14 protein-coding genes are annotated in these 18,517 nt (G+C 65.6%); 4 read left to right on the forward strand and 10 right to left on the reverse strand.

The genetic code is table 11. The annotated features are described in order from the left end of the window. A partial coding sequence (locus tag EUC46_RS12770; RefSeq protein WP_206645975.1) for a transposase family protein occupies positions 1-371 on the reverse strand: 371 nt, incomplete at its 3' end. Positions 372-1,111: 740 nt separating this feature from the next. Between EUC46_RS12770 and EUC46_RS10615 the strand changes: the two genes are divergently transcribed. Further along, a complete protein-coding gene (locus tag EUC46_RS10615) occupies positions 1,112-3,634 on the forward strand; it encodes an amidohydrolase family protein (RefSeq protein ID WP_164918813.1) in 2,523 nt (840 codons plus the stop codon). A gap of 379 nt (positions 3,635-4,013) precedes the next feature. Here EUC46_RS10615 and EUC46_RS10620 read toward each other — a convergent pair whose 3' ends face one another. Further along, positions 4,014-6,989, reverse strand: a complete 2,976-nt coding sequence (locus EUC46_RS10620) for a leucine--tRNA ligase (protein WP_128774135.1) — start codon at positions 6,987-6,989, stop codon at positions 4,014-4,016. Positions 6,990-7,331: 342 nt separating this feature from the next. Between EUC46_RS10620 and nhaA the strand changes: the two genes are divergently transcribed. Then, positions 7,332-8,690: a Na+/H+ antiporter NhaA gene (gene nhaA, locus EUC46_RS10625; RefSeq protein WP_128774136.1), complete on the forward strand. Its 1,359-nt coding sequence runs from the start codon at positions 7,332-7,334 to the stop codon at positions 8,688-8,690. 188 nt (positions 8,691-8,878) lie between these two features. Here nhaA and EUC46_RS10630 read toward each other — a convergent pair whose 3' ends face one another. The 7 genes from EUC46_RS10630 to EUC46_RS10660 form a co-directional block, all read right to left on the reverse strand. Further along, positions 8,879-9,316 (reverse strand): HIT family protein, encoded by a 438-nt coding sequence (locus EUC46_RS10630; protein WP_128774137.1) that lies wholly within the window; start codon positions 9,314-9,316, stop codon positions 8,879-8,881. A 72-nt stretch (positions 9,317-9,388) separates the two neighbouring features. Further along, on the reverse strand, positions 9,389-10,111 hold the full coding sequence (locus EUC46_RS10635) for a metal-dependent transcriptional regulator (RefSeq protein WP_128774138.1): 723 nt from the start codon (positions 10,109-10,111) through the stop codon (positions 9,389-9,391). Then, positions 10,108-10,845: a vitamin K epoxide reductase family protein gene (locus EUC46_RS10640; RefSeq protein WP_128774139.1), complete on the reverse strand. Its 738-nt coding sequence runs from the start codon at positions 10,843-10,845 to the stop codon at positions 10,108-10,110. The genes EUC46_RS10635 and EUC46_RS10640 overlap by 4 nt, the downstream gene beginning before the upstream one ends. A 130-nt stretch (positions 10,846-10,975) precedes the next feature. Further along, positions 10,976-12,949, reverse strand: a complete 1,974-nt coding sequence (locus tag EUC46_RS10645) for a metallophosphoesterase family protein (RefSeq protein ID WP_206645976.1) — start codon at positions 12,947-12,949, stop codon at positions 10,976-10,978. Positions 12,950-12,955: 6 nt separating this feature from the next. Beyond that, positions 12,956-13,735, reverse strand: a complete 780-nt coding sequence (locus EUC46_RS10650; protein ID WP_128774140.1) for an HAD-IIB family hydrolase — start codon at positions 13,733-13,735, stop codon at positions 12,956-12,958. Between the two features lie 196 nt (positions 13,736-13,931). Next, complete coding sequence (locus EUC46_RS10655; protein ID WP_128774141.1) at positions 13,932-14,102, reverse strand: methionine/alanine import family NSS transporter small subunit; 171 nt, start codon at positions 14,100-14,102, stop codon at positions 13,932-13,934. A 1-nt stretch (position 14,103) separates the two neighbouring features. Further along, the gene (locus EUC46_RS10660; RefSeq protein WP_128774142.1) at positions 14,104-15,678 is read right to left on the reverse strand and encodes a sodium-dependent transporter; all 1,575 of its coding nucleotides are present in this window, start codon (positions 15,676-15,678) and stop codon (positions 14,104-14,106) included. A gap of 276 nt (positions 15,679-15,954) precedes the next feature. On the opposite strand from EUC46_RS10660, the gene deoD reads away from it, so the two are divergent. Both deoD and EUC46_RS10670 read left to right on the forward strand, forming a co-directional pair. Continuing rightward, positions 15,955-16,677 (forward strand): purine-nucleoside phosphorylase, encoded by a 723-nt coding sequence (deoD, locus tag EUC46_RS10665; protein ID WP_128774143.1) that lies wholly within the window; start codon positions 15,955-15,957, stop codon positions 16,675-16,677. A gap of 385 nt (positions 16,678-17,062) precedes the next feature. Further along, entirely contained in the window at positions 17,063-17,341 is a 279-nt protein-coding gene (locus EUC46_RS10670) for a DUF1540 domain-containing protein (RefSeq protein ID WP_128774144.1), read from the forward strand. A 96-nt stretch (positions 17,342-17,437) separates the two neighbouring features. Here the strand turns inward: EUC46_RS10670 and EUC46_RS10675 are convergent, their stop codons facing one another. Continuing rightward, complete coding sequence (locus tag EUC46_RS10675; protein ID WP_128774145.1) at positions 17,438-18,355, reverse strand: hypothetical protein; 918 nt, start codon at positions 18,353-18,355, stop codon at positions 17,438-17,440. Positions 18,356-18,517 lie beyond the last annotated feature (162 nt).

Raw genomic sequence — 18,517 nt, forward strand, 5'->3', positions numbered from 1 at the left:
GTGGTGTGGTGCTTGCCGGAGTACAGCTCGGGGTGGTCTCTCCAGGACCAGCATGGTGCCAGGGTGCCGTCGATGATGAGTTCGGTGGTGGGCTCCAGGTCCTCCACGGTGGGGACGGCGTCCTGGAGGGCCTGGGCGATCAGGGGCGTGTAGGCGCCGATGACGCGGCTGATGGTGGCTTGTGAGACGTCCATGATGGCGGCGATGAGTTCCTGGGTGAGGTTGTGGGCCAGGTACAGCAAGGTGGTCTTGACGCACCCGCGCAGGCCCAGGGACCGCAGGCCCGCCGCCGGCAGGGCGCCAACATGCTGTTCCAGGGTGGTGCACAGGTGGCTCACCTGACGCTGGTCCAGTCGTGTGATACCGTTCATGGTGGCGCCCTTGCCCGTGGCTGGTTTTTGTTTAGACGCCTAAATTGTCCGCTGGTTGGGGCGCCACCCACAACCTCTCTTACGTCACCCACCTGGAGAGCCCGCCAGGCGGCGGGAACCACTCCATTCCGCACCCCCGGTTACCCACCATCCTTTCCGGCCTCCTCCGACGAAATCCCGCAAACCCCTGTGAATAACCTTCACTATTTAGGCTGGTACCAGAGATTTCTCCCGTCTCACTGGCACGAAGCTCTATTCAATGAAGACCAAATTCGTCGGTTCTGCAGAGAAATGGTCAGAATTTCCGGCGGCACTGATCCTGTTGATCATCCCTCCGATCGCTATTCCCGGTTTTCCTTAGGAGCGAGAGTTCGAAAACACGCCTCTGAAATGGGCAGATCATCCGAATCGCTAGCCGAGGCTGCATGGGTAGCGGGCTATGCAACTGTAGTTGAAGAATTTAAGATTGACGTACCGGCAACATGGAATATTTTTCGAAGAGAGTGGAATCGGCTGGTTTCTACGCAGCTCTTTGGAAACTCTGCGATTGAGACCTCGCTTTCGGGCAACGGGACGTCTGCTGCAGGCCTAACGGTCCCGATTTCAGACGACCCTGCCGCCCCAAGTACCAAACCATCCGGCAATCGCGCGTTGACAGATTTCACTATCGCCAGGTTGCGGGCATGGGCAAAGGCGGACATTTAGGCAGCAACGTGAATACTTCGAGACTTAATAATCACGTGAACCTTGACAGTGACTTAGCACGATGGACTATTCCCTGTTTGACGTGGACAGTTTTCAATTCGGATCGGTTTGGTAGCCCTTCTACCTTTCCTCATAACGTTCCAGGAACAACATTTCGCGACGATCAGGTTGAGTGGTGGCTTGACACTTTGGACATAGTATCCGAAGGTAATCAAGTTAAGGTTGAAAACATTCTATTGACCCTTTTCAGACTATATAACGACCCGATTCGTCTGATCAATTGGTATGATTTGGAATTGCCTTCGCCGGACTATTCATGGAAGAGATTCTTAGCGCATCGCCTATTCGGTCCTGAGCCGACGTACTGGAAGGATGACGATCGCTCAGGAACTCAGACATGGGTTCAAGATTGCCACGTTCACTCTGGATTAGCTTATGATGTACGCACCTTGTTGAATAGTATTATTTACAGAGGTCCCAGCTTTCAAGTGGGCTCGTCATCATCTCAAGAAATGGTCGTGCTGCTAAGCAGCATTAGATGGGCGTTCTTGAGTTTGTCTGATATCGTGAGATTTAGATCGTGGGAGTTACCCGATTTCGTGCACCATAGCAATTCAGCTGGAGCTTGGAGTCTTGTCGTTAACGGCAAGTTTTGGACAATAGTTTCCGGGATCGTTTCTAAAGATAGCAACATTGGTCGCTCCGAGATCCAAACAATATTCAATGATGTCGTATCGTTTGAGGATTTCGAACGGCTCGCTCATCTCGACACAAATGGAACGAGCCAAGATACGCCGCATCGACTACTAAAGGATGTTTTTGAACAACGTCTCTTAAATGAGGATCAGAGCTATCATATTACTATTGATAACAATGAATTCGACTGGAGACATGTCTTTATCTTGAATCTTGTGAGAGCGTGTGTCAGGGTCTTTTCTAAAGTAGCCTCAATACCAGGTGAAGGATTCGCTGAATTTCAATCTCACTGCGACTATGCGTCACAGTTGCGGAAGTCAATTGTGGGACCTCAACCGGGTATTTTCAATCTTCGTAAGGACTATACTAACGAAGTACTCGCTCTCAGATCGTCGATGGAGCTAGCGCTTGTGGGTTTTCCTCGCCCATTTCGCTGCAACGGTTTTGAGTTAAGGCGGGAGATCGACCCTTGTCTTACCACGACCGAAATGGAAAGAGATATTCTTTCTGGCTTCAAGAAGCTCTGGTCGGCCTTTGATGGACTGCTGTATAATCTACCAGACGATTTTAACTTTCCGAACGGCTTCAGTTTCTCCACGCCGATCTCGTTCCAACGCCCGAGAGTAGATTGGACTAGCTCACTATGTCCAGGAAATCATGCGACAGACTCCGATATACCCGTACATGACTTGCGCTATAGTCTGCCGTGGGAACAGGTTAGTTACGCTGCGACACTTTGCAGCTCTATTGCATCACTACATGAAAAACTTGGTTCGGAGAAGCTTCGGTGTTACGTTGGATGGTTTGATGTCAGCGGTGCTGAGGTTGATCATGCTAGCTGGCCGTATGTTGCCGCAATGAATTGGCTGTACAAGAACGGTATCAAAGTACCTTTTGGCGCGCATGCGGGCGAATGTTTCCGGCATGGCTATCGGGGCCTACGAACAATCGGAGAATTCCTCGTTTACGGTTCAGAGAATCTCTCTCGCTTGGGTCACTGTATAGCCCTTGGAATGAACTACAGAAGGAAGGTGAGTAATCAGTATCCAATCGTATCTCCGCTAGGCTATGCCGCAGCTTTCACTGAGACGATGTTGGATCTGTGTTTCTTCCATGAGATCTTAAGAGAGTTGGAAGACACGGGTGGATCGACTCAGTGTGCGAATTATATCGAACGGCTTGCTAGACCATATTGTGGTTCAGCAATACCGGTCGATTCTTGGATAGCGGCTTTCAAGTTCTTACATTCTTACGACTTGATCGATTGGGCGATCGAGAATCTTGGACTACAGGGCGACCAATGGTGTCGAGAATCGTCGAAGTCTGCATGGCGAGCTACGATTAAAAACTGTGTTGAATCAACCCAGCACGCTATTCAGTGCTTTGCTTGGAATGAAGTCATCTCTACCAGTACCCTCGGAAGGACACCGGAGTTCGTATTTCGGTTTGACGCACACCTCTATGGCGAGATCGAGAAGTTCCTCATGCAGCACACTCTTAAAGTTGACGGGTTTCTACGATCAGAACTGGCTAAGAGGAAAGTTGTCGTAGAATGTTGTCCGACTTCCAATATGGCAATAGCGGGGACTCGAGAGTACAGCAGTCATCCTTTGTGGGAACTACGTCACACCAGAGACCTGCATTTTACGGTGAGTTCTGACGACCCACTGGTTTTCGGAGGTTTTGCGGGAAGAGAGCTTAGAACGCTATTGGACCACTGCCCTGAAGGTGCTTCTTTCTTGCAGGCCGTATTTCAGATTACGTATGCGTCATCCGACACTCATCAGAGGTGGCAACCAGCCACCGATTTACCTGCCATCAGGGCGATGATAAAAGACCTTTCGGCATTATTAGAACGGTGATTTTTGTCGTGCTGAGACACGCCTCCCAGACGTTACGTGATTCTGTTCTTCCTTGATCTGATAGCAAGGAGATCTGCCTGGACTGAGAGAGTTCGATGTGTTCAATCAGAGGTTGTGGTTGAAATCGAACTGGAACGATCGGCAACATCGCTGGCCTGTTGCTTCAGAAAGGTACGCCTCCCTGTCTCGACACGCTCCGGTCGCTCATGCGCGACCTTGATTTCATCTCCTGCCCAGCTACGCCGAGAAGTGAGCAGCATCATCGTGCTTGCTGAGGACAAACGCATTCCCGGACTAACCTGGTCCGGGGCCACTTCGAACTGCTTCTCCTTCTTACTCCCGATGTATGGTCGATCCGTATCGGGCCCGTCGCGGCCCCTTACTCGGGTACGACGCTCACGAGCTTGGGTGCGCGCACAATGACCTTGCGCACGCCCCTGCCGTCCAGCGCGCGCAGCACGCCGGGCGCCGCCAGCGCCAGCTTCTCCAGCTCGGATTCGGGGATATCCGGGGCGACCTGGAGGCGGTCGCGGACCTTGCCCTTGACTTGGACGACGCAGGTCACCGTCTCGGCCTTGAGCAGTTCGGGGTCCTCGACCCGGGGGAAGGGCTCATTGGCCAGGGAGTGCTCATTGCCCAGCCTGGACCAGATCTCCTCGCAGATGTGCGGGGCCACGGGCGCGGTCATGAGGACCAGGGCCTGGGCGGCCTCACGCGGGACCGCCTCCAGTGAGGTGAGGTGGTTGTTGAGCACAATGAGCTTGGCGATCGCCGTGTTGAGGCGCATGGCCTCGTAGTCGGCGCGCACGCCCACGATCGTGCGGGCGATGAGGCGTCGCGTCGCCTCATCGGCCGGCTCGTCGACCACCGTGACGGCCCCGGTGGCCTCCGAGACGACGTTGCGCCACATCCGCTGCAAGAAGCGCTGGGCTCCGGCCACGGCGCGCGTGTCCCAGGGGCGGTCCTGGTCGAGCGGCCCCATGCTCATCTCGTAGACGCGGAAGGTGTCCGCCCCGTAGGCCCGGTACATCTCGTCGGGGGTGACAATGTTCTTCAGGGACTTGCCCATCTTGCCGTACTCGCGGTTCACGGCCTGCCCCTGCCAGGTGAACACGGTGGAGCCGTCCGCTGCGGTGGCCTCCTCGACTTCCTCGGCGGGCACGTACTGGCCGCGGGAGTCGGTGTAGGCGTAGGCCTGGATGTAGCCCTGGTTGAACAGGCGGTGGTAGGGCTCTGAGGAGCTGACCACGCCCAGGTCGAAGAGGACCTTGTGCCAGAAGCGGGAGTAGAGCAGGTGCAGGACGGCGTGCTCCACGCCGCCCACGTACAGGTCGGTGCCGCCCGAGACGTTGCCGTTCTCGGGCCGCGGCCCCATCCAGTAGGCCTCGTTGACGGGGTCAATGAGGTTGTTCTCGTCATCGGGGTCCACGTAGCGCATCTCGTACCAGCACGAGCCCGCCCAGTTGGGCATGGTGTTGGTCTCGCGGAAGTAGGTCTTGGGCCCCTCCCCCAGGTCGAGTTCAACCCTGACCCAGTCGGTGGCCCTGCCCAGAGGCGGCTCGGGGTCGGAGTCGGCGTCGTCGGGGTCGTAGGAGCGCGGGGAGTAGTCGGTGACCTCCGGCAACTCCACGGGCAGCATGGACTCGGGCAGGGCGTGGACGCGGCCCTCCTCATCCCAGACCACGGGGAAGGGCTCGCCCCAGTAGCGCTGGCGGCTGAAGAGCCAGTCGCGCAGGCGGTAGGTGACCGCCCCCCGGCCGGTGCCCTTGGACTCCAGCCAGGCGGTCATGGCCGCCTTGGCCTCGTCCTTGCCCATGCCGTTGAGATCAATCTCGTCATTGGCGGAATTGACCAGCTCGCCGTCCCCAGTCCAGGCGGCCTCCTCCAGGGAGAACCCCTCCGGCGGGGCAATGGTGGCAATGACGTCCAGGTCGTACTGGCGGGCGAAGTCCCAGTCGCGCTGGTCGCCGGAGGGCACGGCCATAATGGCGCCGGTGCCGTAGCCCATGAGCACATAGTCGGCCACGAACACCGGTACCAGTGCGCCATTGACGGGGTTGACGCCGTAGAAGCCGGTGAAGACACCGGTCTTGGCCCGGCCCTCGTCGGTGCGGTCGGCCTCGGAGGTGGCTGCGGCCCGGGCGCGGTAGGCGGCCACGGCCTGGGCGGGCGTGGCGTGGCCCCCGGTCCAGGCCCGCTTAGTGCCCTCGGGCCAGGCCGCCGGGACCGTCAGGGCGGCGGCGTCGGCGGCGATCTCCTCCGCCGAGCGCACGGAGGCCGGGGAGGCGATGCCGCCCAGGACCGGGTGCTCGGGAGAGACAACCATGAAGGTGGCGCCGAAGAGGGTGTCCGGGCGCGTGGTGTAGACCTCCAGGGAGTCCTGGCAGGCGCCGGCCCGGCTCGCACCGGACAGGGCGAAGGTGACCTGGGCGCCCTCGGAGCGGCCGATCCAGTTGCGCTGCATGAGCTTGACCTTCTCCGGCCAGTCCACGGTGTCCAGGTCCTCGGCCAGGCGGTCCCCGTAGGCGGTGATGCGCATCATCCACTGGCGCAGATTGCGCTTGAACACCGGGTAGTTGCCGCGCTCGGAGCGGCCCTCGGCGGTGACCTCCTCATTGGCCAGCACCGTGCCCAGGCCGGGGCACCAGTTCACCGGGGCGCTGGAGATGTAGGCCAGGCGGTGGGAGTCGACGACGTCGGCCTGCTCGCCGGGTGTCAGCTGAGCCCAGGGCCGCCCGTCGGGGGTGGGCACCTGGCCGGAGGCCAGCTTGGAGATCAACTCACTGACCGGGCGGGCGGCGCCGGTGCCGCGACCGTCACGGCGCGGGGCGGTGGGATCGAACCAGGAGTTGAAGATCTGCAGGAAGATCCACTGCGTCCAGCGCACGTAGCCGGGGTCAATGGTGGCCAGGGAGCGGCGCGGATCATGTGACAGGCCCAGGCGGCGCAGCTGACGGCGCATGGTGGCGATGTTCGCCTCGGTGGAGGTGCGCGGGTGCTGGCCGGTGGCCACGGCGTACTGCTCGGCGGGCAGGCCGAAGGCGTCGTAGCCCATGGTGTACAGCACGTTCTTGCCGGTCATGCGGGTGAAGCGGGCCACGACGTCGGTGGCGATGTAGCCCAGGGGGTGCCCCACGTGCAGGCCCTTGCCGCTGGGGTAGGGGAACATGTCGAGCAGGAAGAACTTCTCCCGCGCGGCGCCCGGGCCCGCCAGCGCACCGACTGGGTTGTCGGCGTGGAAAGTGCCCTCGGACTCCCAGCGGTCCTGCCAGGAGGTCTCAATGGAGTCGGCCAACGCCGCCGTGTAGCGGTAGGGGGTGGCCTCGTCCGTGCCCTGCGGGGTGTTGTCCGTCATTGCGGCAGTGCTCTCTTCCGTGCTTGCTGCGTGGATGCGCCGGGACGCCGCCCCATGACGGATCAGGCACGGGGCGGTCCTGCTGGGGCACAGCCTATCCCCCGCCCCTCGGCGTCCCCTGCGGCTGTCCGGCCGACGAGCGGGCGATGACGGTCACCTCCCGGTGTGAGATGGGCCGCCGACGGCGATGAGGAGCGCTTTTCCCGGTCGGATACTCGGATACCCTGGGCGGCGGACAATCGCAGAGACAGCCCCGGCCCAGCCTGGCGGCCCAAACACCTGAGGTGGCCGTGCCGGCTGGAGGATCTACCGCCTGGGCGCGGCCCCTCGTGAAAGGAAGGCATGACCCGACCCGCGAGCGGCTCACCCGGCCCCGGCGAGCACCAGGGCCGGCGCCCCGCCCACCCTCGAAGCCTCAAGCAGCACCCCGCCCCCTGGGGTCACGGGCCGCGCCGGCACCGCCCGCCCCTGCGCCTGCGCGACCTGCCCGACCGCATCGCCCATTGCCTGGAGTCCGAGGTCCTCTCCGGGCTCATTATGGTGGCCGCAGCCGCGGTGGCCCTCGTGTGGGCCAACTCCCCCTGGCGGGGAACCTATACGGCCGTGTCGGAGACCGTCCTGGGGCCTGCCGGCCTCCACCTGAACCTGCCGGTGGCAACCTGGGCGGCCGACGGCCTCCTGGCCGTGTTCTTCTTCGTGGTGGGCCTGGAGCTCAAGCAGGAGTTCGTCGTCGGCGCCCTGCGCGATATGCGTGAGGCGGCCCTGCCCATGTTGGCGGCCATCTTCGGCATGGTTGGCCCCGCCCTGGTGTACACGGTCGTCCAGGTCGCCGGCGACGGCGACATGCGGGGCTGGACGGTGCCCACGGCCACCGATATCGCCTTCGCGGTGGCGGTGCTCTCCATTTTCGGACGGGGCCTGCCCCCTGCGGCCCGCACCTTCCTGCTGACCCTGGCGGTGGTGGACGACCTGCTGGCCATCATTGTCATCGCCGTGTTCTACTCCCACGGTTTCAACGCCCTGGCCCTCTTAGGCGCCCTGGCGGTGATCGGGGTCTTCGCGGCGTTGGTCCACCGGGGCATGACCCGCTGGTTCGTGCTCATTCCCCTGGCAGTGGCGGCCTGGGTCTTTATGCACGCCTCGGGCATTCACGCCACCATTGCCGGGGTGCTCCTGGGGGCCACCGTCCCCGCCCGGCCCACGCGCGCCGAGCCGGCGGGCATGACCGCCCGCTTCGCCCATGCGGCCCACCCCTGGAGCGCGGGGCTGGCCCTACCGGTGTTCGCGCTTTTCGCCGCGGGAGTCAATGTGGTCGATGGCGGGGGCCTGGATGAGGTTCTGAGCGACCCCGTGGCCATAGGGATTTATCTGGGCCTGCCCTTGGGCAAGATCCTGGGCATCTGGGGGTCGGTGGTGGTGTTGACCCGCCTGACCCGGCTGCGCCTGGGCCACGGTGTGGACAATGCCGATGTGCTGGCGCTCTCAGCGGTTGCCGGGATCGGTTTCACTGTTGCACTGCTCATGGCGGGCCTGGCCTTCACGGAGGGGGCCACCACCGAGCACGCCCGCGCTGCCGTCATCCTGGGCACGGCCATTAGCGCGGCCGCCGGGGCCCTACTGCTGCGCCACCGGGTGCGCCAACCGCATCGCGGCACCGGCTCGACGCGCACGCACATCGTGCACCCCGACCACCCCCACTAACCACGGCCGGCGCGGCCCGCCGGGGCGACGACGCCGTCACTGCCGGCACTGCTGTCAATGCCGGCACTGCTGTCAATGCCGGCACTGCTATCAATGCTGTCACTGCCATCTATGCTGTCACTGTTGTCACTGACGGCGCCGTCGGCGATTCGGTGGGGCCGCCACGGCCGGCTGGTGCGCGGGACTGGTCAGTCGGCGGTCTGGGCGGGCACGAACTCCCCCCAGCCGTCCTGAACCAGGCCCTCGCGCAGGCGCGCCATGGCGGCCTCGATCTGCTCGCCGGGGACATTGTGGCGGGCGGCGGCCGGGGAGACCTCTGCTTCGGAGCGGATGGGCAGGACGTGGATGTGCAGGTGGTCCACGCCGTAGCCAACGACCAGGATCCCGGCCCTGGGCGCCTCGAACACGCGGGTCTGGGCCTTGCCAATGCGCTTGGCGACCACCGCGAGGTGGGCGAGGGTTTCGTCGGGGGCGTCCACGTAGGAAACGATCTCCTCGCGCGGCACCACCAGCACGTGGCCATCGGTGTGCGGCTCAATGGTGGCGAAGGCGACGCACACGTCATCGGCCCACACGAAGTTGCCGGGGATCTGCCCGTTCATAATCTTGGTGAAGAGGGTGCTCATGGGGGCATTGTCCCCCAGCGGCGACCGATCGGGTCCCGACTCGCAGCCCGGTCGGGCCGGCCCGACCTTCGTTCAGGTCAGGACCCACAGGCTTCTGGCGGGTACGACGGCGTCGGGCGCTTGGGGGGCGGGCGTCCCGGCGGCGCGCACAGCCCGCACGGTGGTGGCCCGGCGGCGCTTGTCGCGCACCCCGGAGGCGGTGCGCTCGACCACGGTGACCGGGGTGTCCAAACCGATCCCGGCGCGGGCGAGGTGACGCAGGGTCTGCGGGTTGTCCTTAATCCGGCCCACCACCCCGGTCTGGCCCACGCGCAGGGTGTCAATGGAGCGCAGTTCGGGGGTGATAATGCGGCCGTCGACGGTGGGGATGGGGTCGCCGTGCGGGTCCCGCACCGGGCGTCCCAGGGCGGCGTCAATGCGTTCCAGGAGGCGGTCGGAGACGGCGTGCTCAAGCACCTCCGCCTCCTCGTGGACCTCATCCCACTCGAATCCCAGGACGGCGACCAGGTAGGTCTCCAGGAGCCGGTGGCGGCGCACAATGGCTTGGGCGCAGCGCCGTCCCTCCCGGCTGAGAGTCACCGCCCGGTAGGGCTCGTGGAGGAGCAGGCCGGCCTCCACCAGTCGGGTCACGTTCTCTGAGGCGGTGGAGGCCGCCACCCCCATGCGGCGGGCCAGGCCCGTAATGGAGGCGCCGGTGCCGCCCCATTCCAAGGCGGCCCACACCGCTTTGAGGTAGTCCTGGGTGACTGGCGAATCCGTCAGCTCGGTGCGCTCGGCGCCCGTACCGGGGGTCATGACACCAGCGCCATCCACTGGTCCCAGAAGGCGGTGAGGATAATCACCACGATCACGGCGTAGAGGCCAATGGCAACCCACCAGTGCCGGCGGGCCAGGCGCCGGCCACGGGCCCGACTGACCCCCAGGTGCCCGGCGGCGGCGGCCTGACCCCATGTGGCGGTCGCTATGGGGATGGTGGCCGCCCAGATGCTCATGCACCAGGGGCACAGTTTGCCGAAGGTGAGCACCGAGACCCCCAGGAACCAGGCGACGAAGGCCAGGCCCCCCAGGCTGCCGGCGCACAGGCCCCACCAGATCCAGCGCGGCAGGCGCACTCCTGACAGCAGGAGGACACCGAATGCCAGCAGGACGGCGAAGGCCATGGCGCCCAGGAAGGCATTGGGAACCCCCAGAAGGTTGCCCTGCCACACATTGAGGGAAGCACCGCAGGACACCAGGGGGTTAATGTCGCAGGTGAGCTGACCCATGGGTTCGCGCAGCTGCTGGAGTTCGGCGTCCATGAGCTCCCAGCTGGCGCCAATGCCCAGCGACGAGCCGGCAATAAGGGTCCAGGCGTAGGAGCGGGGGGCACCCGTGGGCGTCAGCCAGGCGGGTACGCCGCTCGTGTCCTGGGGCGGTTCGCTCTCAAGGCCCTCGTCCCCGGAGGAGCCCGCGGAGGCCCGGTTGAGGAAGGCCTCGAGCTCCTCCTCGCTCATTGCGTCAATATCGGCCTCGGTGGGCACGTGCGCCATAGGCACCTCTTTTCGGACTTTTTGGACTCGGCCGGGCGTGGACCCGGCGTCTGCGCGACCCGGGCACCCATCTGGCGGGCGCTGATCGATGTCATTGTGCCTTACCGTGCAGGTCGTGCAGGGCGGCGGTTCACCCGTAGGCCGGCGCTCCGGTCGATGAGGGCGTCGGGGTGGGCGGCGGGGTCGCCTCGGCGCTGGTCTGGCCGGCGGCGCTCTGTTCGGCAGTGGGCACCGGCCGCCAGGCCCCCACGGTCACAGAGGCGTCCGTATGGAGAACCACGGTGCGCCAGGCCACCAAGAAGCCCTGGTCGTCGAAGGCGAGCACATGCAGGTAGGCGTCCTCAGTGACCGGCCCCAGGGACGTCCCGCCTTTAGCGGCCCCTGATATGAGGCTCGTCACCTCTCCGTTGGCGCCCACTGCGGTGCTCATCCCCCGCTCCTGGTGGACGTGGCCGGCCAGAAGAAGCGGAGCGCAGCCCCGCTCAACCAGGGGCCCGAAGGTGTAGGGCTGGTGGATGAGGACCACGTCGGCGCCCCCGGCGCGACAGGACTCCTCAGCCAGGCGCGCACCAACGTCCTGGGCGCTCTCGGTGCCCGCCGGCACCGTGCCGGTGGCGGTGGTGCGCTCGGGGTCGTCGTCGCCGATCACGCGCAGACCACCGACCTCTTGAACAGTGCCGTCGGTGACAGTCCAGCCCTGGGCGCGCAGATGGTTCCCAATGGAGGGCGAGTCGTGGTTGCCCAGGGTGGCCACGCGAGCCACTCCTGCGGGCACGGCCTTGGTCAGGGCATCGACGCACACCTGCTCCGGGTCGGAGCCGGTCATGGTCAAGTCCCCGTCGTCCATGTGGATGTCCGCGCCGGCGATCTCGTCAAGGACCCCGGAGAAGGCGATGACGTCGAGGTTGCAGTGCAGGTCGGTGCTTAAGACCACCGTTGTGACCTTCTGGCCCGCCAGCGCCCAGGCGCCCCCGGCAGCGGGCCGGGTGGCGGTGGCTGTTGCAGCTGTGGCGGGCTGCCCGGTCGGGGCCGCGTCCTGGGCTCGCTGGGCGGCGGCCTTGGTCAGGCCGCGCGCCTGGCGGCCGGTCACCTCCTGGACTTGGGCGTCTATGGCAGCCTGGTCGACCTGCCCCTGGGAGGCGGTGGCATTGGCCACACCGCCAGCCGCCTCACTGGCCGCCCAAGCCACGCGCAGATTCTCCTGGGCCTGGGAGTAGAAGGCCTCATTGTCCTCCAGGAAGGCGGTGACCTCCGTGCCGTAGGCGGCCACGACGTCGGCCACGCGACCGGACATGCGCACCCCTTCCAGGGCGGTCCCGGCCAAGGCCGCCACCGGCTGGCCGCCCCCGGCCGGTGCCCGCAGCTGGGGCGCGACCAGGGCCACCACGCAGGCCAGGCTCACCGTCCCCAGGAGCGCGGAGGCCGGTCCCCGGCCGAGCACGAGGCGCACGGTATCGCGCAGGCGCCCACCGGAGGCCAGGCGCCCCGCCGCCACAAGGCACAGGATGATGGACTCCATGAGGACGGCGCGGCGCAGGGCGTCGTCCGCCAGGGCCCGCAGGCCACGCCCAATGGTGAGCTCGGGGTGGGAGACCACTGCCACATAGGCCTGGGCGTCACGGTTCAGGGTTTCACCCAGCGTGGTCGCGTCGACGGCGCTGACGCCCATCTGCGAGGGGATCTCGCCCAGGGTCACCTCGACCCCGAGAACTCCTGCTGGTGAATCCATGGACACCATGCCCAGCGGCCCCAGGTCCAAGGTGAGGGCGGAGTCCAAGGTGGTGGCCCAGGTCGCCTCGTGGGGGCCCCAGGGCGAGGTGGCGGTGGCCGTGGCCAGGCCGACGCTCAGGGACAGCACACTGGTGGCGATAAGCATCCCCAGGGTGCGGATGGTCCTGCGGAAGCCGACGCTGCGGTCCTCCCACCAGCGCCCGACCGTCCTGGCCCACAGGGCGCGCACAGCCCCCCGGGTGCGGCGCAGGACGGCGGCCCAGCGGTGGACGCTCCTGGCGCCCCGGCGCCGCATCCTCCCCCGCACGCCGGCCAGGGCACTGGCCCAGTGCCGTGCGGCCCGCCCGGCGGCCTCAGTGAGTTCGGTGAACAACAGCCGTCACTCCGGGCCACTGGCAATGCGGGCGGCGAGGTCGGTGACGAAGACGGCCGTGTCCTGCCAGCCGGTCACCGCCTGGCAGCGCACGCCCAGGGCCTTGACGGGGTAGTCATTGCCCTTGGGGTCGAGGCGATCCCCGACGAAGAGCATGTCGCCCAGGGGGATGCCGGTGACCTCGGCGAGCTTGCGCATGCCGTAGGCCTTGTCCACACCCTTGAGAGTGATGTCGACGCTGGTCGAGCCGCCGGAGCGGACCTCCAGCTCGGGCAGGCGGGCGGCGACGGCGTCGCGCAGGCGGCTCTTCTTCTCACCGGTGGGATCCCACGCCTTCTTAGCCTCAAGGGGAGCCTCCTGGCCCAGGGCCGAGAAGGTGATCTGGGAGCCCCGATCCTCCAGGATGGGGCCCCAGGTCTGCTCCTCCCACAATCCCAGGCGACGGGCCTCGGCCTCCACCACGGCGAAGCCCTCGGCGATCTGGGCGGGCGTGAGGTCGTTGGCGTAGACCAACCGCCAGTCTTCCGCGGCGCACGTGTAATACCGGGTGCCGCAGGTGGGCATGAGGTGAAGCCGGGAGAGTTCAGCTTCATTGGCGCCCAGGTGCGCCAGGACCTGGGCGTGGAACTGGCTGATCTGGCCCCCGGAGATAATGCAGACCGGGACGACGTCGAGCAGGGCGCGCAGGGCCGCCGCCATGGGCTCAGGGATCTGGGACTTGGAGGGTGCCAGGGTGTCGTCAAGGTCGAAGGCCACAAGCCGTGGCAGGGGCGCGGAGCTTGTCATGGCTGCATTGTCTCTCAACTGTCTCTCACCGCTTCCGATCCTGCCCTCACCCGCGCCGGCGTTTCGGGGGTGGGACCGCCCTCACCCCGCCCGGCGGGCCCGCTCGCGCCGCCGTGAGCCCCTGGGCCCACCGCCACCCCTTCCCCGGCGGGTGCGCCGGGGAGGGGCGGTCAGACCTCGTGTTGTTAAAGGGCGGTCAGGCCTCGGGTTGTTGGCGCATGTGCTCCCGGGCGGCGGCCAGGGCGGCCCTCCTGGCCTCCAGGTCCTCGCGGCGCCCGCGCACGACCAGCGCCGAAACCGAGACGGCCAGGCCTCCCCAGATAACGACAATGGCGGTGAGCATAATGAGAACAGCGGCTCCGGTCATCTCACTTCACCTCCTCGTGCTCGTCCAGGTCGAGTGGTTTAAAGGAGTCTACGGGTGTGCGCCAGGGGATGAGCGTGAGCACTGCGGTGCCCACTGCGCATAGGAGCAGCATGCCCCAGCCGAAGACTGCCTCGAAGCTCTTGGTGTAGGCGTAACCCTCAGTGGCGTAGGACCAGAAGGTCTGAATGAACATGTAGCCGAGCAGCAGTGGAACAACACCGGCGATGAGCACCTTCCACCACAGGCCCACCATGGAGGACTCCGAGACCGCGTTGAGGTGGCGGGCCAGCAGGCCGGTGCGGCGCAGGATCCAGCCCACGGCCACGCACATGACAATGGCTGAGCCCACGACGCCAATGTTGTTAATGAAGGCGTCCACCACGTCGAGGTCGTATAGGCCCGAGCTGGTGCCGAACAGGATGAAGGACAGGGCCGCCGAGGGCAGGCCCACGGCCAGGGACGCCCGCATGGGGTCGAGGTTGAATTTCTCGCCGATGCCGGCGGCGACCACCTGGATAATGGAGATGAAGGAGGTCAGTCCCGCCATGGAGAAGGAGGCGAAGAACAGGACCCCGAACAGGGCGCCTCCGGGCATTTGCGAGATGACGGTGGGGAAAGTGACGAAGGACAGGCCCACACTGGCAATGTCGTCTAATTCGCTGACGTTCACGCCCTCCACGTGGGCCATGTAGCCCAGGGTCGCGAAAACACCAATGCCGGCGAGGATCTCAAAAGAGGAGTTCGCGAATCCGGCCACCAGGCCGGTGCCCACCAGGTTGGAGCGCTTCTTGAGGTAGGAGGAGTAGGTGAGCATAATGCCGAAGGCCACTGACAGGGAGAAGAAAATCTGCCCGAAGGCCGCCATCCACACCCGGTAGTCTCCCAGGGCGGACCACTTGGGGGTGAATAGGGCGTCAAGGCCCTCGCCGCTGCCGGGCAGCAGGAGCGCGCGCACCACCAGGGCGGCGAACATGATCACGAGCAGGGGCAGGAAGATCTTATTGGCCTTCTCCACGCCCTTGCTCACGCCCAGGCCAATGGTCACCAGGCCGAAGACCCACACAATGAGCAGGGGGATGATTACTCCGGCCACGGGGGTGGCGGAGTAGGCGGGCGCCCCGGCGGCGGAGATCTCGCCCAGGCCAATGTAGTTATTGAAGAAGCCCTTGGCGTCGTCACCCCAGGCCTTAGTGACGGAGAACACCGTGTAGCGCAGCGCCCAGGCCACGACGACGGCGTAGTAGGTCATAATGACGAAGCAGATGAGCACCTGGAACCAGCCCAGCCACTCCAGCTTCTCGGACAGGCGGCGGAAGACCGCCGGGGCGGATCCGCGGAAGCGGTGGCCCAGGGCGTAGTCGAGGAAGAGGACGGGGATGCCGGCGCACAGCAGGGCGATGGTGTAGGGCACGATAAAGGCGCCGCCACCGTTCTCATAGGCGACGCCGGGGAAGCGCCAGATATTGCCCAGTCCAACGGCGGAGCCAATGGCCGCCACGAGGAATCCGAGCTGGCCGCTCCACTGCTCGCGCTGTGATGTCTGCGCGGAGTCGTCGACTCCGGTCGAGGAGGTCATGGGAGCCTTTCGAGGTGGGTGGGCGGGCGCGCGGGGAGCCGCGCCCCGCGCCTGAGGTTGGGACCACAGGCATCGGTTGCCCGAACGCTAGCCCCTGTCCAAGGAACAGCTCATGTTGTCCCATTATTCGGGACTTCGTCGCGTGTTGGTTTCTTGTGCGCTCCACCGTCGCGCGCCAACCGCGCCATTGACCGGCCCGCCCCGCCTTGTGCCACACTGAGTCGGGTTACTGGCAGGGCGGCTCAATGTGGCGCCCGCGCACCTGAAAGGACCACCATGGCCACACCCCACATTAATGCTGAGCCCGGAGACTTCGCCCCCGCCGTCCTCATGCCCGGGGACCCCAGGCGCGCCCAGCGAATTGCCGAGACGCTCATGGACGATGCCCGCCTGGTCACCGACGTGCGCGGGATGCTGGGCTTCACCGGCACGGTGGACGGCAAGCCCCTGTCAGTCATGGGTTCGGGCATGGGCCAGCCCTCCTGCACCATTTACGCCACTGAGCTGTTCAGCCAGTTCGGGGTTGAGCGCATTATCCGCGTGGGGACCGCCGGGGGAATTGCCAAGCAGGTCAAGATCGGCGACATCGTGGTGGCCACTGGCGCCCACACCGACTCGGCCATGAACCAGCTGCGCATCCCGGGAGTCAACTTCTCCGCCGTCGCCGATTTCCACCTGGTCCAGGCCGCCTACCAGGCGTCGCGGACTGCGCAGGCCGCCCCGGATGGCACCGTCCACGTCGGCACGATTATCTCGCGCGACCACTTCTACTTCACTCCCGAGCAGCAGACCGAGCGCCTGGCGCGCTACGGCGTGCTGGCCGTGGAGATGGAGGCTGCGGCCCTGTACGGCGTGGCCGCCGAGCTTGGCGGACAGGCGCTGGCAGTCCTAACAGTCTCCGACCACCTGCTGGACCATTCCGGGGACATGAGCGCGGCCGAACGCGAGACCCGCTTCCACGGCGCGCTGCGCCTGGCGGTGGCCGCCGCGCACAGCTGAACAACACCGGGCCGGTGAGCCCGACAACGCCGACAATCCCGACAACCCCGACAACGCCGCCGCCTCGTCCGCCGGCCATCTGGCCGCGGAGGCGCGCGGGATCGCCGGGCGGACCATGGCGTGGAGGGGGCTCGGCGCGCGGGCGCCGGTGGCTCATGGGCCGCAGGCGTATTAGCCAAGGCGGGCCGCGCGCATGTGCTCCGGGGACGCGTGTCCCCGGTAGGGCCGCGCGGCCAGGGCCCGGCACCATTAGCATTGGCATCTCAACGAAAAGTGCCCCTCAATAGCAAGGCTAGCCTTGTCTTCGTTGAGAGTCCCACGGGGCGGACCTACCTTGGAATTGTCAGATGCGCGGTCACCGGTTCCTTCCGAGAGGATTCCTATTATGGCTGCTGTCACCGCTGTTTCCACCTGCGCTACCAAGGCTTGCGCCTACAACCGCGAGGGCTGCACGGCCTTCGCCATCACCGTTGGAGGTGGTGAGGGCGCAGCCTCCTGCGGCACCTTCATCACCTTGGACGCCCGCGGGGGCCTACCCGTGGCGGAGGGCCACGTGGGCGCCTGCCAGCGCCTGGAGTGCGTGCACAACACGGACCTCATGTGCACCGCCGAGGCCGTCGCCATTGGTGAGGACGCCGTCTGCCTGGCCTACGAGGCCCGCTGAGGCCCTTAAAAGAAACCGCAGCCTCTCGGCGGCAAGGCGCGGCTGTGGGCCCCACCACAAGGGTGGGGCCCACAGCCCTTGCCCCGACCCCGGCTGTCAGATGCGCGAGGGGCGCGCCGGGGCCGAGCGTTGGGCGAGGTCAACCAGAATGGCGGTGATCTCGCGGTCTGTGGCGGGGACCCGCTCAAAGGCGACGTGGATTGTCGTGGTCTCACGCCCGCCCACATGCATGAGCGTCACGCCGTGAGGATCGACATCCACGCACAGGATGCGTCCCCACAGGCTGGGGCAGACTCCAACGGTGGGCCGCCTGGCGCACACGACACCGGGCACACCCCCCTCGCGCACGCCGTCGCACACGGCGCGCAGGTCGATCTCACCGACGCGGCGCACCGCCTCATGGGCACTGAGCAGCCGCAGCGGCGACCAGACCTCGAAGGGGCTCTCCTGCACGGGGGCACCGGGGGCCCTCCCGTCCTGGGGCGAACCCTCCGGGTTGAGGATTTCACGCAGCCAATGGCTGGAAACCCCGGTGACGTCGTGGACGACGACGCGCTCGAACCTCACGCGCCCCAAGCGCCCGCCGGGGCTGGAGGCGACGGCGGCGAGGCGCTCGAAGGGGTCGCCGCCAGTGATCTCGCAGTGGCAGGTTGAGGCGCGCGCACTGCTCAGCAGGCTCTCGACGTCCTCGGCCAGCCAACTCAGCCGCCCTAGAAGGTGGGCGGTCGCGGCGGTAATACGGATCCCGGGCTCGGAGGCGTCGAGGGTGACGTCAAGACGCACGTCCACCGGCTTCTCGACGCCGACGGCAGCCAGTGCGCTGCGCCCGGGCGGGCATGCGGCCACGAGAAGCCGGCCATCGCTGGTCAGTGCCTGGGCGACCAGCAGCGCCGGGGCGCGAGGATCGAGGTGGTAGGCGGTGACGGTGGAGCTGCCGGTTCCCGACAGGAGTCGGCGGGCGGTGCGCCTGGCGCGCACAACCGCGTCAGCCGGATGGGAGTGTGGAGTCGGCACGCGGGACCTCGGATTCACTGAGCCTCGGACGATGTAAGGTGAGGCCACCCTAACACTCTCTTGCCCCTCTCCACTCCCCCGGCACCGCGACCCGGACAGGCGGCTTCCCGGGCCGGCTGCGCCTCAAGCACTGGTCAGCACTGATCAGTACTGGTCAGCACC

The sequence above is a fragment of the Actinomyces oricola genome, assembly GCF_004104015.1.
GTDB classification, from domain to species: domain Bacteria; phylum Actinomycetota; class Actinomycetes; order Actinomycetales; family Actinomycetaceae; genus Actinomyces; species Actinomyces oricola.

Coding starts and splice junctions, on each gene's coding strand:
- EUC46_RS10620 (WP_128774135.1), bottom strand. CDS start 6,989: ATGACGGACAACACCCCGCAGGGCACGGACGAGGCCACCCCCTACCGC.
- nhaA (WP_128774136.1), top strand. CDS start 7,332: ATGACCCGACCCGCGAGCGGCTCACCCGGCCCCGGCGAGCACCAGGGC.
- EUC46_RS10630 (WP_128774137.1), bottom strand. CDS start 9,316: ATGAGCACCCTCTTCACCAAGATTATGAACGGGCAGATCCCCGGCAAC.
- EUC46_RS10635 (WP_128774138.1), bottom strand. CDS start 10,111: ATGACCCCCGGTACGGGCGCCGAGCGCACCGAGCTGACGGATTCGCCA.
- EUC46_RS10640 (WP_128774139.1), bottom strand. CDS start 10,845: ATGGCGCACGTGCCCACCGAGGCCGATATTGACGCAATGAGCGAGGAG.
- EUC46_RS10650 (WP_128774140.1), bottom strand. CDS start 13,735: ATGACAAGCTCCGCGCCCCTGCCACGGCTTGTGGCCTTCGACCTTGAC.
- EUC46_RS10655 (WP_128774141.1), bottom strand. CDS start 14,102: ATGACCGGAGCCGCTGTTCTCATTATGCTCACCGCCATTGTCGTTATC.
- EUC46_RS10660 (WP_128774142.1), bottom strand. CDS start 15,678: ATGACCTCCTCGACCGGAGTCGACGACTCCGCGCAGACATCACAGCGC.
- deoD (WP_128774143.1), top strand. CDS start 15,955: ATGGCCACACCCCACATTAATGCTGAGCCCGGAGACTTCGCCCCCGCC.
- EUC46_RS10670 (WP_128774144.1), top strand. CDS start 17,063: ATGGCTGCTGTCACCGCTGTTTCCACCTGCGCTACCAAGGCTTGCGCC.